This window comes from Nocardioides sp. NPDC101246 (assembly GCF_044767415.1).
Lineage (GTDB): Bacteria > Actinomycetota > Actinomycetes > Propionibacteriales > Nocardioidaceae > Nocardioides.
The window spans coordinates 117,568-131,741 of the sequence record NZ_JBIWNX010000006.1; the positions used below are offsets into that span (position 1 = coordinate 117,568).

At 70.5% G+C, this 14,174-nt stretch carries 12 protein-coding genes; 3 read left to right on the forward strand and 9 right to left on the reverse strand.

What is annotated here, in order from left to right:
- Nucleotides 1-16 precede the first annotated feature (16 nt).
- The gene (gene hrcA, locus ACIRON_RS12725) at nt 17-1,051 is read right to left on the reverse strand and encodes a heat-inducible transcriptional repressor HrcA (protein ID WP_091048523.1); all 1,035 of its coding nucleotides are present in this window, start codon (nt 1,049-1,051) and stop codon (nt 17-19) included.
- 197 nt (nt 1,052-1,248) lie between these two features.
- Between hrcA and ACIRON_RS12730 the strand changes: the two genes are divergently transcribed.
- The gene (locus ACIRON_RS12730) at nt 1,249-1,521 is read left to right on the forward strand and encodes a hypothetical protein (RefSeq protein WP_402992662.1); all 273 of its coding nucleotides are present in this window, start codon (nt 1,249-1,251) and stop codon (nt 1,519-1,521) included.
- 19 nt (nt 1,522-1,540) lie between these two features.
- On the forward strand, nt 1,541-2,389 hold the full coding sequence (locus tag ACIRON_RS12735; RefSeq protein WP_402992663.1) for a DUF3097 domain-containing protein: 849 nt from the start codon (nt 1,541-1,543) through the stop codon (nt 2,387-2,389).
- 7 nt (nt 2,390-2,396) lie between these two features.
- Here ACIRON_RS12735 and ACIRON_RS12740 read toward each other — a convergent pair whose 3' ends face one another.
- Both ACIRON_RS12740 and hemW read right to left on the reverse strand, forming a co-directional pair.
- Nucleotides 2,397-2,591 (reverse strand): PspC domain-containing protein, encoded by a 195-nt coding sequence (locus tag ACIRON_RS12740; protein ID WP_402992664.1) that lies wholly within the window; start codon nt 2,589-2,591, stop codon nt 2,397-2,399.
- A gap of 89 nt (nt 2,592-2,680) precedes the next feature.
- Complete coding sequence (hemW, locus tag ACIRON_RS12745; RefSeq protein WP_402992665.1) at nt 2,681-3,892, reverse strand: radical SAM family heme chaperone HemW; 1,212 nt, start codon at nt 3,890-3,892, stop codon at nt 2,681-2,683.
- A 69-nt stretch (nt 3,893-3,961) separates the two neighbouring features.
- Between hemW and ACIRON_RS12750 the strand changes: the two genes are divergently transcribed.
- Nucleotides 3,962-4,666, forward strand: a complete 705-nt coding sequence (locus ACIRON_RS12750; RefSeq protein WP_402992666.1) for a GNAT family N-acetyltransferase — start codon at nt 3,962-3,964, stop codon at nt 4,664-4,666.
- A gap of 141 nt (nt 4,667-4,807) precedes the next feature.
- Here ACIRON_RS12750 and ACIRON_RS12755 read toward each other — a convergent pair whose 3' ends face one another.
- The 6 genes from ACIRON_RS12755 to ACIRON_RS12780 all read right to left on the reverse strand — a co-directional run bounded on the left by ACIRON_RS12755 (nt 4,808) and on the right by ACIRON_RS12780 (nt 14,174).
- A complete protein-coding gene (locus tag ACIRON_RS12755) occupies nt 4,808-8,242 on the reverse strand; it encodes an error-prone DNA polymerase (RefSeq protein WP_402992667.1) in 3,435 nt (1,144 codons plus the stop codon).
- A 12-nt stretch (nt 8,243-8,254) separates the two neighbouring features.
- Nucleotides 8,255-9,781: a Y-family DNA polymerase gene (locus ACIRON_RS12760; protein ID WP_402992668.1), complete on the reverse strand. Its 1,527-nt coding sequence runs from the start codon at nt 9,779-9,781 to the stop codon at nt 8,255-8,257.
- Nucleotides 9,778-10,467, reverse strand: a complete 690-nt coding sequence (locus ACIRON_RS12765) for a hypothetical protein (protein ID WP_402992669.1) — start codon at nt 10,465-10,467, stop codon at nt 9,778-9,780. Before ACIRON_RS12765 ends, ACIRON_RS12760 begins: the two co-directional genes overlap by 4 nt.
- Nucleotides 10,468-10,660: 193 nt before the next feature.
- Nucleotides 10,661-12,424 carry a serine hydrolase domain-containing protein gene (locus ACIRON_RS12770; protein ID WP_402992670.1) on the reverse strand — a complete coding sequence of 588 codons (1,764 nt, stop codon included), beginning with the start codon at nt 12,422-12,424 and terminating at the stop codon, nt 10,661-10,663.
- Entirely contained in the window at nt 12,421-13,665 is a 1,245-nt protein-coding gene (locus ACIRON_RS12775) for an MFS transporter (RefSeq protein WP_402992671.1), read from the reverse strand. Before ACIRON_RS12775 ends, ACIRON_RS12770 begins: the two co-directional genes overlap by 4 nt.
- The gene (locus tag ACIRON_RS12780; protein ID WP_402992672.1) at nt 13,662-14,174 is read right to left on the reverse strand and encodes an ArsR/SmtB family transcription factor; all 513 of its coding nucleotides are present in this window, start codon (nt 14,172-14,174) and stop codon (nt 13,662-13,664) included. The genes ACIRON_RS12775 and ACIRON_RS12780 overlap by 4 nt, the downstream gene beginning before the upstream one ends.

Genomic DNA, 14,174 nt, shown 5'->3' on the forward strand with positions numbered 1-14,174 from the left:
AGTTCGTTGCTCTTTCTTAAGCCTCGTCGAGGATCCGGGAGAGGTAGCGCGCCACCGCGCGCACCGCTGCCATGGATCCGGGGTAGTCCATCCGGGTCGGCCCGACCACGCCGAGCGTGGCCAACGCCTCGTCGCCAGGTCCGTAGCCGGTCGCGACCACGCTGGTCTGCGACAGCTCCTGGTAGGGGCCCTCGGCGCCGATCCGCACCGTGACCAGCCCGCCCGCGGTCGCCTCGCCCATCAGCTTGAGCAGGACGACGTGCTCCTCCAGGGCCTCCAGGAGAGGGCGTACGGCGGTGTCGAAGCTGTCGCCGAAGCGGGCCAGGTTGCTGGTGCCGCCGATCGAGATCCGCTCGTCGGAGCGGTGGTCGTTCATCGCCTCGATCAGAGCCTCCGCCACGGCGGCCGCGAGCGGGTCACGCGGGGCGTCGACGGGCGCATCGGCCGGCTGGGCGATCGTGCGCAGCGCCTCCCCGGCCTCGGCGATGACGGCACCTGTGACCGCGGTGTTGATCCGTGCGCGCAGCGTGGCCAGGGTCTCCTCGGAGACCTCCTCGGCAACCTCGAGCAGTCGCTGCTCGACCCGGCCGGTGCTGAGGATGAGCACGAGCAGGAGCCTGGTCGGGGCCAGGGCGACCAGCTCGACGTGGCGGACGGTCGAGCGGCTCAGGGTCGGGTACTGCACCACCGCGACCTGGCGGGTCAGCTGGGAGAGCAGCCGGGTCGAGCGGCTGACGACGTCGTCGAGGTCGACCGCGCCCTCGAGGAAGCCGGCGATCGCCCGCTTCTCGGCCGCGGTCATCGGCTTGACCGTAGTGAGCCGGTCGACGAAGAGCCGGTAGCCCTTGTCGGTGGGCACCCGGCCGGCGCTGGTGTGGGGGGCGGTGATGTAGCCCTCCTCCTCCAGCGCGGCCATGTCGTTGCGTACCGTCGCCGGGGAGACACCCAGACCGTGACGCTCCACGAGCGCCTTGGAGCCGACCGGCTCCTCGGTCTTCACATAGTCCTCGACGATCGCCCGGAGGACGGAGAGCCTGCGTTCGTTCTGCATCTGCCCTCCTCTCGCCCTGGCTGCCTGGCACTCATTCCGTGCGAGTGCCAATCCTACCGGTTCACGACACAGGAACCAGTTTCCGGTGGCCGCTCCACTCTGTGGAACGGGTTACTTCTCTCGCCATCGAGATAGCCTTAGGTTAGGCTGACCTTAGAGTCATTCGCTGCACTGCTTCCGCCCCACTGGAGAGTCCTATGATCGCCGACGATCTGCTGGTCCGCATCACGGCCCACGCCAACGACGAGCACCAGGCGGACCTGTGCCGCTCGCTCTCGGCACGGCTCGGGCTGCGGCCTCGCCACATCGTGGGCGTACGTCTCTCCGACCTCACCGCCGAGAGCGTCGACGTCTCCTGGATCACCCTCGACGGCGGCCACCACGTGACCTTCCGGTTCCCGGAGCCCGCGGCCACGCCGGACGAGGTTCTCGAGCAGCTCGGGCGCGTGCTCACCGGTTCTCGCTGCTGACTCCACTACCGTTCTCCGGATGAGCGATCGCTACGGCTCCGACGTCCTGGCCGGCGACTGGAAGAAGCCCAAACACGGGCGGGCCGTCGAGACCCCCGCGGAGATCGGCGCTGTGGTCGAGGAGATCGAGACCGACTTCGTCGGCGAGATCGTACGCATCGACCGCGACCTGCACACGCTGACCCTCGAGGACCGGCACGGCAAGCGGCGTACGTTCCCGCTCGGGCCGGGCTTCTGGCTCGAGGGCAAGCCGGTCATCCTCACTCCCCCGGTGACCCGGACGGCACCGGCGAAGCCGACCCGGACCGCCTCCGGCTCGGTGGCCGTCTCCGACGTCAAGGCCAGGGTGGCCCGCGAGTCGCGGATCTTCGTCGAGGGGCGTCACGACGCCGAGCTGGTCGAGAAGATCTGGGGCGACGACCTGCGGATCGAGGGTGTGGTCGTCGAGTATCTCGGCGGCGTCGACGACCTCGCCGACCACCTGGTCGACTTCCGTCCCAGCCGCGAGCGGCGGGTCGGGGTGCTCGTCGACCACCTGGTCAAGGGCTCGAAGGAGGCCCGGATCGCGGAGTCGATCCGGCGCTCCAAGGTCGGCGAGCACGTGCTGATCGTCGGTCACCCGTTCATCGACGTGTGGCAGGCGGTCAAGCCGGGCCGGCTCGGGCTCGAGGCCTGGCCGAACGTGCCGCGCTCGATCGAGTGGAAGAAGGGCATCTGCCAGCACATGGGCTGGCCCCACCGCGATCAGGCCGACATCGCTCGGGCCTGGAAGCACATCCTCGGGCGGGTGAACTCCTTCGGCGACCTGGAGCCCGCCCTGCTCGGGCGGGTCGAGGAGCTTATCGACTTCGTGACCGAGCCCGTCTGAGGCTCCGTCAGTAGGACGACCGCTTCGGCATGATGATCCACAGCACGATGTAGACGATGAACTGCGGTCCGGGGAGCAGGCAGGAGATGACGAACGCCAGCCGGATCAGGTTGGAGTTGATGCCGAAACGGGCGCCGAGGCCGCCGCAGACGCCGGCGATCCATTTGTCGTTGCTGGGACGGGAAAGAGTTGTGGTTGCCATAGCTCCACTCTCTCCTGTCGGGCGCGCTTTACCAATCAGGATCACCCCTGATCCTTCGGTCAGGACCAAGGTCCCGGACTCAGGGATGCTCAGGGGAGCAGGTCTCGGACCACGGCGTCGGCGAGGAGCCTGCCGGTCTCGGTGAGGAGGATCGTGTCGTCGGCGACGGTGACCAGACCGCGGCGCACCTGCTCCGGAAGAGCGGCGCGGCCCTCGTCGTCGAGGGCGTCTGCCGGGAGGCCGTCGGCGAGTCTCAGCTCGAGCAGGACGCGCTCGACGCGGCGGTCCTCCTCGGCGAGGATCTCGCGGGCGTGGGCCGGGCTCTGGTTGCTGTTGATCCGGTCCGCGTACGCCTTGGGGTGCTTGACGTTCCACCACCGGGTGCCGCCGACGTGGCTGTGGGCGCCGGGGCCGACGCCCCACCAGTCGCCGCCCTGCCAGTAGAGCATGTTGTGGCGGCATCGCTGGGTCTCGTCGGTGGCCCAGTTGGAGACCTCGTACCAGGTCAGGCCGTGCTTTCGGAGGGTGGCGTCGGCCAGCTCGTACTTGTCGGCGAGGTCGTCCTCGTCGGGCATCTCGATCTCGCCCCGTCGGACCCGTCGGGCCAGCGCGGTGCCGTCCTCGACGATGAGGGAGTAGGCCGAGATGTGGTCGGGGTCGCTGGCCAGCGCGGCCTCGAGGCTGGTCCGCCAGTCGTCGACCGACTCACCCGGGGTGCCATAGATGAGGTCGAGGGAGACCTGCTCGAAGCCGGCCTCGCGGGCCCACTCCACGACCAGCGGGACCCGCTCGGGGTCGTGGGTGCGGTCGAGGGTCTTCAGGACGTGCGGGACGGCCGACTGCATGCCGAAGCTGAGCCGGGTGAAGCCGCCCTCGCGCAGGGCGCGCAAGTAGTCCAGGTCGACGGAGTCGGGGTTGGCCTCGGTGGTCACCTCGACGTCGTCGGCGAGGCCGAACTCGTCCTTGATCGCGGCCAGGATGCCGGTCAGGTCTTGGGCCGGGAGGAGGGTCGGGGTGCCGCCGCCGAAGAAGACGGTGTCGACCTTCTTGTCGGTGTCGGCCAGCACGCGGCGGGCCAGCCTGACCTCCTCGATGGCCTGGTCGGCGTACGTCTGCCGGCTCACCCCGGGGCCCAGCTCGATCGCGGTGTAGGTGTTGAAGTCGCAGTAGCCGCACCTGACCGTGCAGAACGGGACATGGACGTAGAAGCCCAGTCCCTTCTCCCCCAGCGTGCTCAGCGATTCGGCCGGCAGCGACCCGTCGGTGGGGGCGGGGTCGCCGGGAGGCAGAGCGGAAGGCACCACTCCATTATCGATCCACCTGTCGAAAAGGGTTAACCGTGGCTGGGGCGGTGGTGGGAAAATTCCGGCGTGTCCGTCTCGCAGCCTGATCTTCTTCTCGACGATGTTCTCGACAACCCGGTCTGGCACTCGCTGACCGGTGCGCACGCCTCCCTCGCCGAGGGCTCGGGGCTCGCTCGTCGCTACCGTCCCGACGTCTCGCCCTTCGCTGCCGTCTCCGACCCGCGCGAGCCGCAGGCATGGCGTGACCTGGCCGCGGCCGTCGGACCCGGCGGGACCGCGCTGATCACCGGTGCGGCCGGTGTCTGCAGCGAGGGGTGGGAGATGGTCGGCGGAGGTGAGGGAGTGCAGCTCGTCGAGACGTCACGGGTCGACGCCGCGCCCGATCCCTCCGCGGTTGTGCTCGGGGCCGCCGACGTGCCCGAGATGCTCGACCTCGTCGCCCGCACCGAACCCGGGCCGTTCGAGAAGTCGACCTACACGATGGGTACGTATCTCGGGCTGCGCCACGAGGGCCGACTCGTCGCGATGGCCGGCCAGCGGATGCACCCGGGCGGATGGATCGAGATCAGCGCCGTCTGCACCGCGCCCGAGGCCCGCGGCCGCGGCCTCGCCGGCCGCCTCGTCCGCGCCGTCACCGCCGACATCCACGCCCGCGGCTCCCGCGCCCTCATGCACGCCTCGGTCGCCAACACCGGCGCCATCTCGGTCTACCTCGGTCTCGGGTTCGAGGAGCGGCGGCGTACGACCTTCGAGCTCTTCCGCGCGCCCTGATCCCCTGCCGAAACCGTAGTTCTGGGGCGCGAAACCGTAGTTCTGGCGGCCGAGTCTGCAGTTGTGGGCGACGAGTCTCTACTTTCGTCGCCCACAACTACAGATTCGGCCGCCATTTCTGCAGACTCGGCGGTGGGGCGGTCAGTGGAAGTCGCGGGAGCGGTGGCGGGCGGCGATGGCCCTGGCGGCCTCGGGGTGGATCTCCTCGAGCGGGGCCAGGCGGTCGGCGACCAGGTTGGTGACTCCGTCGTTGCGCTCGAGGATGCCGCGGATGAGCATGACGGAGGTGGAGACGGCGATCTTGCGATGCTTCCTCCACAGGCCGGCGGAGCAGACGACGTTGAGCATGCCGGTCTCGTCCTCGAGGTTGATGAAGGTGACCCCGCCTGCGGTCCCGGGACGCTGACGGTGGGTGATCAGGCCGGCGACGGTGATGCGTCGACCGGGCTCCGAGGTGGGGAGGTCGCTGATCTTCGGGAGTCCCGCCGCGGTCAGGCCGGCGCGGAGATGGGCGAAGGGGTGGCTGCCGGGGGTCACGCCGGTCGCCCACAGGTCGGCCAGGGTCTCCTCGACCGGGTCGAGGCCGGGCAGCGCGGGGGCCTCGGCGGTGAACCTCACCCCTTCGAGCTGGTCCTCGGTCTCGGTCCACCCCGCCTGCCACAGCGCCTGGCGACGGCTCGATGTGAACACCTCCAAACATCCAGCGGTCGCCAGTGCCTCGAGCTGGGCACGTTCCAGCCCGGCGCGACGGGAGAGGTCGAGGGAGTCCTTGAACGGTGCCTCCTCGCGGGCCTTCACGATCCGTGCGGCGACGTCCTTGCCGATGCCGCGTACGGAGTCCAGGCCCAGCCGCACCGCGAAGTTGCCGTCACGCCGGTGCTCCGGGGTCGGGTCGGGGGTGCCGGGCACCCACGGGGTCTGCTCCCCGTCCAGCCGGCAGTCCTCCTTCCCGGTGGCCGACACGTCGACGCCGAGCGCCTCCAGGTCTGCGCCGGCCTGGCTGAGGACGAGGTCGGGGCGGCGTACCTCCACTCCGTGGCGGCGGGCGTCCTGGGTCAGCGACTGCGGTGAGTAGAAGCCCATCGGCTGTGCGCGCAGCAGCCCGGCCAGGAAGGCGGCCGGGTAGTGGAGCTTGAACCATGAGGAGGCGTAGACGAGCTTGGCGAAGCTCAGCGCGTGGGACTCGGCGAAGCCGAAGTTCGCGAAGGAGAGGATCTGGGTGTAGACCGCCTCCGCGGTCTCCTCGGCCATCCCCTTGGCTCGCATGCCCTGGTAGAGCTGCTCCTTGAGCGAGTCGATTCGTTCGAGACCACGTTTCGAGCCCATCGCCCGGCGCAGCAGGTCGGCGTCGTCGTGGTTGAAGTCGCCCAGGACGCGGCCCATCTCCATGAGCTGCTCCTGGAACAGCGGTACCCCACGGGTCCGCTTCAGCACCGGCTTCAACAACGGGTGGGCGTAGCTGACCTCCTCACGCCCGGTGGCCCGGCGTACGTAGGGATGGACCGCCCCGCCCTGCACCGGCCCGGGCCGGATGAGCGCGATCTCGATGGCCAGGTCGTAGAAGCAGCGCGGCTGCAGGCGCGGCAGGGTGCCGATCTGCGCGCGCGACTCGACCTGGAAGACGCCGATCGAGTCGGCCCGGCAGAGCATGTCGTAGACCGCCGGCTCCTCCTTGGGGATGGTCGCCAGGGTCCACCCCTCACCCAGATGCTCGAGAGCCAGATGCATCATGTGATCGAGCGCCGCCAGCATCCCGAGCCCGAGCAGGTCGAACTTCACCAGCCCCATGTATTCGGCGGCGTCCTTGTCCCACTGGATCACGGTGCGTTTCTCCATGCGTGCGCGCTCGATGGGTACGACCTCGCCGATCGGCTCCTCGGTCAGCACCATGCCGCCGGAGTGGATGCCGAGATGGCGCGGGGCTCCGTGGATCTCCTCGGCCAGCGCGAGGACAGGAGCGGGGATGCCGACGTCGTCCGGCGCCTCGACGCGGGAGTAGCCGAGGTGCTTGGACCAGGCGTCCTGCTGGCCGGGGCTGTGGCCGAGCGCCTTGGCCGCGTCCCTGACCGCCATCTTCGGCCGGTAGCCGACGATGTTCGCGACCTGCGCGGCGTTGCGCCGGCCGTAGGTGTCGTAGACCCACTGGATCACCGTCTCGCGCTTGTCGGAGTCGAAGTCGACGTCGATGTCGGGCTCCTCCTCACGATGCTCGGAGATGAACCGTTCGAACGGCAGCTTGTAGAAGACCGGGTCGATCGCGGTGATCCCGAGCGCGTAGCAGACCGCGGACGCGGCCGCCGATCCTCGCCCCTGGCAGAGGATCTTCTCGCTCCGGGCGAACTCGACGATGTCGTGCACGATCACGAAGTAGCCAGGGAAGTCCTTGCGCTCGATGACCTCGAGCTCGTGCTCCACGCGCTCGCGGGCCTCCTCGACGAACTCCGGGTCGGTGGCGTACGCCTTCGCATAGCGCTCCGCGAAACCCTCCTCGGTCAGATGGCGCAGCCGGCTCGCGGCGGTCTCGCCCTCGGGGATCCCGCGCTTGGGCAGCTTCGGGGTGGCCTTGCGCAGGTCGAAGGCGCACTCCTCGGCGATCTGGACGCTGCGTGCGACCACACCCGGGTAGCGCCGGAAGAGCTGCTCCATCTCCTCACCCGACCTGACGTACGCCACCGGGCCGGCCGGGAGCCAGCCGGCGATGTCGCTCAGGGTGCGCCGAGCGCGGACCGCCGCGAGCGCGTCGGCCACCCGGTGCCGGTCGGGCGTGGCGTAGTGGACGTTGTTGGTGGCGACCGTGGGCAGACCGGCCTCGCGGGCGATGCCGGCGAGCAGGTCGTTGTCGTAGGAGTCGGTCGGATGGCCGCGGTCGGTCAGCTCGACGACGACGTTCTCGTGCCCGAAACGATCGGTGAGCTCGCGCAGCGCCCGGGCCGCGGCGATCGGGCCGGTGCCGGTGAGGGCCTGACGTACCGTGCCCTTGCGGCACCCGGTCAGGATCAGCCAGTTGCCGGCGCGAGCCCGGTCGGCGAGCTCGTCGAGGTCGTAGGCCGGCCGTCCCTTCTCGTCGCCGCGCAGCTGCGCCTCGGTGATCGCGCCGGCCAGCTGCCGGTAGCCCTCGACTCCCCGGGCGAGCACGAGGAGGTGGGTGCCCTCGGGGTCGGCGATCCCGTTCTGCGGCTTGGTCAGGCCCAGGGACAGCTCGGCGCCATAGACGGTGAGCAGCTTCCTCTCCGACGTCTCGGACGCCTCCGGGGTCAGCTTCTGCGCCGCCTCAGCGAAGGCGGGAGCCCCGTAGAACCCGTCGTGGTCGGTGATCGCGATCCCGTGCAGCCCTTGCCGGATCGCCTCGGTGACCAGCGCCGACGGGGAGCTCGCTCCGTCGAGGAAGGAGAAGTCGGAGTGGGCATGGAGCTCGGCGTACGGCACCACCGGGCCCTCCGGCCACGACACCGTCTCCCCGGTGAGCCGCTTCTTGCGGCGCGAGATCGGCGCGTCGCCGTAGGGATCCTTCGGCGGGCGGCCCGACAGTCGCCGCTCCAGCTCCTTCCAGGGGATCTCGGGGTTGTTCCAGCCCATCGGTCGAACCCATCAGTCGTAGCTGGCTTCGGTGAGCCAGTGGTCGGTGTCGAAGGTGGCCAGCCAGGCGCGGCCGTCGACCCCGACGAGCTGGAAACGGGCGACCCTCCGGCCGCCGTCGGGCTCCCACCACGCCTCGGTGACCGGCCACGGACCGGCCCAGGAGGCGACCCGCTGCCAGGGTTGGCCGGCCGATGGCCGGTAGCGGGCGGGGTCGGCGGAGACACCGCCGCGCGGGAGCACCACCACCTGCCGCCCGGCCTGGTCGCAGACCTCCGCCGGCCACGGATCGGCCAGCACCCGGGCGGGCGCCGGCGGCGGGATCGAGCCGGGCCACGGCAGCGCGCGGTCGCGGAGGGTGCTGGGGCGGTTGCCCCAGGGGACGTACGCCTGCCGGTCGCGCGGGGCCCGGCCGCCCTGGAGAACCGGGGCGACGACGGCCTCGTGGCCGAGCAGCCCCTGCACCCGGGCGATGCCGCGGTCGACGCGCTCGTTCGTGCCGCCCCAGAGACCGTCGGCGTGGACCGCCTCGGAGACGGCGACCTCGGGGACGAAGCGCACTCCTGTGACGCCTCCACCTCGGCCACCTGCCACTGCCCCGGCCAGCTGCCAATGCAGCCGGTCGATGAGATCGACGGAGGAGAACCAGCGCGGGTGTGCCCAGGTGCGGCAGGAGTCCGTCACGTCCTCCATCGCAACCTCGATCCGCACCTCGGTGCAGACCTCCTGTCGCGCCGCCAGGCCCTTCACGAAGCCCTCCGCCGCCTGCCGGGCCGAGAAGCAGACCGCCTCGGCGGAGTCGAGCGGCGGCTCGAAGGCGACCTCGGTGGCGAGCTCGGGCGGTGGCGTACGCCCGGACACCGGCCGCGCTCCCTCGCCGTGGATCACCTGGCGGACCCAGGCGGCCTGCGCGCCGAAGCGCGCCTTGACGTCGGCGCCGGGCAGGTCGGCGAGGCCGCCGAGCGTGGTCAGGCCGAGCCGCTGCAGCAGGCTGACCGCGTTCGCGTCCTCGAGGACATGGACCGGCAGGGCGCGCAGGAACGCGGTGGATCCTCCGTCCGCCGGGACCGCGTACGTCTCCTGCAGCCCGGCGTTCCGCGCGGCCTGCTCGGCGGTGAAGAGCTCATCGGCGATGCCGATCCGTACGTCCCAGATCCCGAGCCCGACCACGCACTCCGCGATCGCCGCGCCGGCCTCGGCCTCGCCGCCGTAGAAGCGTGCGGGCGAGCGCAGCGCGACCAGCCCGGGACGCAGCGGCATGACTCCTGGGCGCAGCTCCTCCAGGCGCACCAGCACCTCCTCGAAGACCCGCGCGTCACGGGCTTCGTCGGCGGCGAGCACCTGCACCTCCGGGCAGCGCGACTGGGCGTCCCGGCGCCGCATCCCGCGCTTGATCCCGAACTCGCGCGCCGCCTGGTTGTAGGCCTGGACCCGGTTCTGCGCGAAGACCGCCGCGGGCAGATGCCGCGGCAGACCGGCATCGCCCAGCGCCGCGGCGACCGGCCAGTCGGCACACCAGACCACCAGCGTGCGACTCATGCGGACTCCTGTTTCCGCAGGTCAGCGAGGTCGGCAACGGGCTCGATGACGCGCCGAAGACCGCCGTCCTCGGCGGGGAACCAGAGCGCCGTACGCCGCGGCGGAGCCGTCCCGCGCACCGCCTCGACCACCATCCTTCTCGCCCGGAGATGGCCGTCGCCGTTGCCCAGCCCGACCCAGCGCGGCTCGGTCGCCCGCAGGCGTACGTCCGCTCTCGGCCACTCCCCCAGCGCGACCAGCGCGGCGCCGCGGGTGCGCAGCCGGGCGCCGATCTTCTCGGCGACGCTCGGGGTCACCCGCCCTGTCGGCCGGACCAGCACCAGCGTGGTCACATCGACCAGGGCCGCGGTCGCCTCCAGCCAGGAGTCCTTGGGCCGCGGCACCAGGATGGTCCGCTCCAGGTCGACCCCGGCCTCGGCCGCCGCCTCGACGCCGAAGTCCTCGACCCCGACGACGGCGGTCCACTCCCCCGCTCCCGACGGCCCCGCCAGCAGCAGCATCGCCAGCGCCAGCGAGTCGGCCGCGTACGTCCCTCCGGCCCGCAGCTGCACCACCCCACCGAGCGCCTCGTGCGTCGCCAGCTCCGCGCCCATGCCCGGCTTCTGCTCCAGCCGTCGCACCTTCGACCGGAGCTGCTCGATCTGAGCCAGCTTCTGGTGTCGCTCAATCCCCGCTACCACTCCCACTCAATGAGTATCGAACATTTGTTCGAACACATCAAGGTCGAGTCCTCACTTCTGGCGTGCCGAGTCCTCACTTGCGGCGAGGCGAATCGGTAGTTGTGACGAACGAAACTGCCGACTCGTCACCCACAACTACAGACTCGGCCGTCACAACTCAGGTTTCGGCCGCCACAACTACCGATTCGGCGCGAAGGAGTCAGCCGCGGAGAGCGGAGGCGAGGTAGGTGAGGCGGGGGTGGTCGGAGGCGGGGAAGGCCGAGACGACGGTCTTCGCGCCCACCGCGATCTTCCAGTAGGTCGCTCCGGCGACGACGAGGAAGTCGGCCTTGGAGGAACCGTCACCGGACAGGGGCGTCGTGATCAGCTCGGGTACGCCGAAGGCCCGGAGGGCGGCGATGACCGGGGAGCTCTCCTCGAGGGCGGCGCGGGCGGCGGCGACGAGGCCCCCGTGGGCGTCGGGGACGGCGTTGATCCGCAGGGTCTGGATGCGCGGCTCGGCCTCCGGGGAGAGCATGACCTCGATGTCGTAGCGGCCCTTCTCGGCCGGCACCACGGCCAGCGCGGCGCCCATCGCACGCCCGAAGTAGCCGTAGGGCGCGCCGCCGAGCGGCAGGCCGACCTTCGCACGCGCCTGGGTGATCTGGGCGCGCCGTCCGGCGTCAGGGGCGTCGAGCTCGACGTTGTCGGCGAACAGCGACGGCAGCGCGAAGACCTCGGCGCCCTCCGGGTCGAACGTACGCAGCCGCTCGACCGCGGCCTCCAGCGCCGAGTCGAGCCGCGGACGCAGGCCCTTGACCACCGTCGAGAACCGGTGCGGACCACCGCCCGCGAGCTCCTCCGACACCAGCGAACGCAGCGCGGCCATCGCGGTCGCCCCGGCACCGGCGTACGTGCTGTTGGACAGCGTGATCACACCGAGACCGGACGCGGGGTGCCAGACCATCCGCGAGCCGTAGCCGGGGTAGCCGCCGGAGTGGTGGACGAACTGCCCGAGCCGGCTGTCGTGGTCGACCATGAGGCCGTAGCCGTAGCCGACGGCGATCGCCCCGATCCCCGCCTCGGGCCCCGAGAGCTCCAGCGAGGACGAGACCGACCCGAACCGGTGCAGCTGCTGCATCTCCCGCCGCGACGCCTTCGAGAGCGGATGCCCGTCGACCCCGGCGGAGAAGGCCGACACGAACCCACCGACCCAGCGCGCCAGGTCGGCGACCGAGGAGTGCATGCCGCCCATCGCCGCGAACGATCCCGACGCCACCGGCGCCGTCTCCGTCCAGGTCCGCGGGCCCGACAGCCGGTCACCCGCCCACGCCGGATGCAGCGGCGGCACATGACCAGGCACGAGATTCGGCACCGCATCGGGCGAGTACGCCGAGGAGGTCATCCCCAGGGGCGCAAGCAGCTCGTGCTCGACGAAGTCCCGGTTGGCGCCCTCGGGAGAGGAACCACCGACGACGTTCTCGATCGCGCGCCCGAGCAGCGCATAGCCGAGGTTGGAGTACTCGAACCCGACCCCCGGCTCCTGCCCGGTCGAGAAGCCTCCGTCGAGGAACGTCCCGAAGTCGTCGTAGGACAACGACTCCTGCCGGTCGCCCCACGGGTCGTCGGTCGGCAGCCCGGCCGACATCGACAGCAGCAGCCGCAGCGTCACCGCCGGCGAGTCGGCGGAGTAGGGCGCCTGGTCGACGAGCTCGGGTACGTACTGCCCGATCGCCTCGTCCAGGTCGACCAGCCCACGGTCGCGCAGCAGCAGCACCGCGGCCGCCGTGAACGACTTCGACATCGACGCAATCCTGAAGACCGAGTCCGCGGTCGGCGCCGGGCCACCGTCCCGAACCGCACCGAAGGCTCCGGAGTGGAGCAGCTCGGAGCCGCGTACGACCCCATAGGCCAGCCCCGGGGTCAGGTTCTCCTCGAAGCGTTCCTGGAAGAGCGAGTCGACGGCGGAGGTGTTCAGGCTCATACGGGCGTTCCTTCGGTGGCAGGTTGCTCGACGCGTTGCAGCCTAGCCACGGAAGGCACCGCAACCGTGGCAAGACAGATCAAGACACAGAGAACACCGCTCGTCAGGAACACCGGTCGCGCCCCCAAAGACTCCCCCAGCGGCCCGTACATCAGCTGTCCGATCGGCATCGCGATATACGACCCGAGCATGTCGTACGACCACGCCCGTGACTGCATCTCCTCGGGCACGTTCTCCATCATCGCGAGGTTCCAGCCGAGCCCGAAGATCTCGATCCCGGCGCCGGCGACGGCCATCGCGATGACGAAAGGCACGGTCTCCGGCCACAGACCGAGCGCGATGAACGGCAGCCCCATCAGCCTGACGCCAAGCATCCCGGCACGCAGCGGATACCGGAGGGTCAATCGCATCAGCACGAAGGTCATGACTAGGATCCCGATCGCCTGGGCCGAGTTGCCCAGCCCCCAGCCCTGGACCCCCAGTGAAGTTGATTTGGCGTACGCCGGCCCCAGCACCTGCATCCCGCCTGCCCACATCGTGTTGATCACCATGAAGGCGAGCACGACGACCCACAGCCAGGTGGTGGAACGGACGTACCTCCATCCCTCGACCAGTTCTGCGATGGCCGACGTCTTCGGGCCCGTCTTGGCGCGGCGCGGGATCCGCACCGGGAGCAGGAAGATCGCGGCGAGGAGCCAGGCCAGCGCGTCGATCGCCAGCGCCCAGCCGGCGCCGACCCCGACGACCAGGACGGCCGCCGCCGACGGCCCGAGGATCGTCAGCGAGCCCCGCGACATCGACAGCAGCAGGTTGGCCGGCTGCAGATCCTTCTTCGCGACCAGCTGCGGCACCATGCCCTGCATCGCCGGGTACGCCATCGCCGACATGGTGCCGTTGACCGCTTCGAGGACGATCAGCATCCAGATCTCGGCGCTGCCGGAGATGATCAGCCCGGCGGCCACAGCCTGGGTGAGCGCCGAGGACAGGTTCGAGATCTGTAGGACCAGCCGCCGCGGGAAGCGGTCGGCGATCACGCCTCCGACCAGCAGGAAGATGACCATCGGGATGGTGTGTGCCGCCACGACGGCGCCCAGCGCTGACGCCGAGTCGGTGACCTCGAGCACCGCGAAAGCAAGCGCGATGTGCGACATCGAGGTGCCGGCCATATTCACGAAGCGGGAGGCGAAGAACCACCCGAAGTCGCGATCCTTGAGGACGAAGAGACTCTCCTTGACGCTCACCGGTCCTCTCCCATCACGAAGGCGGCGGCAGTCAGGTTCACGTGGATCGTGCCCTCCGTACGCGGCGGGCGGGCGTTCTCGTGGAGCAGGCCGCTGGCCTCTTGGACGAGATCGTGGACCCGCTGCCAGATGTCGGGATCGACCCACATCTCCGCGTCCGAGATGATGGCGGGACCATCCGCCCGCAGACGGCGGCGGCGGACGAGCTCCTCGGCGATCGCACGGGTGTGGACCTCGTCGTCCTCCTTGGACGGCCGCCCCTCGGCGGTTTCGCTGCGCCAGGCGTAGCGGTATCGCTTCGCGACCCCACCCCGGATCCGCTCCTCGCCCGCGACCTCGAGCAGCCCGGCGCTCTCGAGCAGCCGGAGATGGTAGGAGGCGTTGGCGTGGGTCAGGTCGAGCTCGCGCGCCACCTCCGCCGCCGACAGCTCCGCGCCCGTCAGCAGTGACAGCATCCGAAGCCGGAGCGGGTGCCCGGCCGCCCGCAGTCGCGAGATCTCCTCGTCCAC

What these genes read in the sequence shown, in the direction of transcription:
- hrcA (WP_091048523.1), bottom strand. Translation starts at nt 1,051, where the DNA reads ATGCAGAACGAACGCAGGCTCTCCGTCCTCCGGGCGATCGTCGAGGAC.
- ACIRON_RS12730 (WP_402992662.1), top strand. Translation starts at nt 1,249, where the DNA reads ATGATCGCCGACGATCTGCTGGTCCGCATCACGGCCCACGCCAACGAC.
- ACIRON_RS12735 (WP_402992663.1), top strand. Translation starts at nt 1,541, where the DNA reads ATGAGCGATCGCTACGGCTCCGACGTCCTGGCCGGCGACTGGAAGAAG.
- ACIRON_RS12740 (WP_402992664.1), bottom strand. Translation starts at nt 2,591, where the DNA reads ATGGCAACCACAACTCTTTCCCGTCCCAGCAACGACAAATGGATCGCC.
- ACIRON_RS12755 (WP_402992667.1), bottom strand. Translation starts at nt 8,242, where the DNA reads ATGGGCTGGAACAACCCCGAGATCCCCTGGAAGGAGCTGGAGCGGCGA.
- ACIRON_RS12760 (WP_402992668.1), bottom strand. Translation starts at nt 9,781, where the DNA reads ATGAGTCGCACGCTGGTGGTCTGGTGTGCCGACTGGCCGGTCGCCGCG.
- ACIRON_RS12770 (WP_402992670.1), bottom strand. Translation starts at nt 12,424, where the DNA reads ATGAGCCTGAACACCTCCGCCGTCGACTCGCTCTTCCAGGAACGCTTC.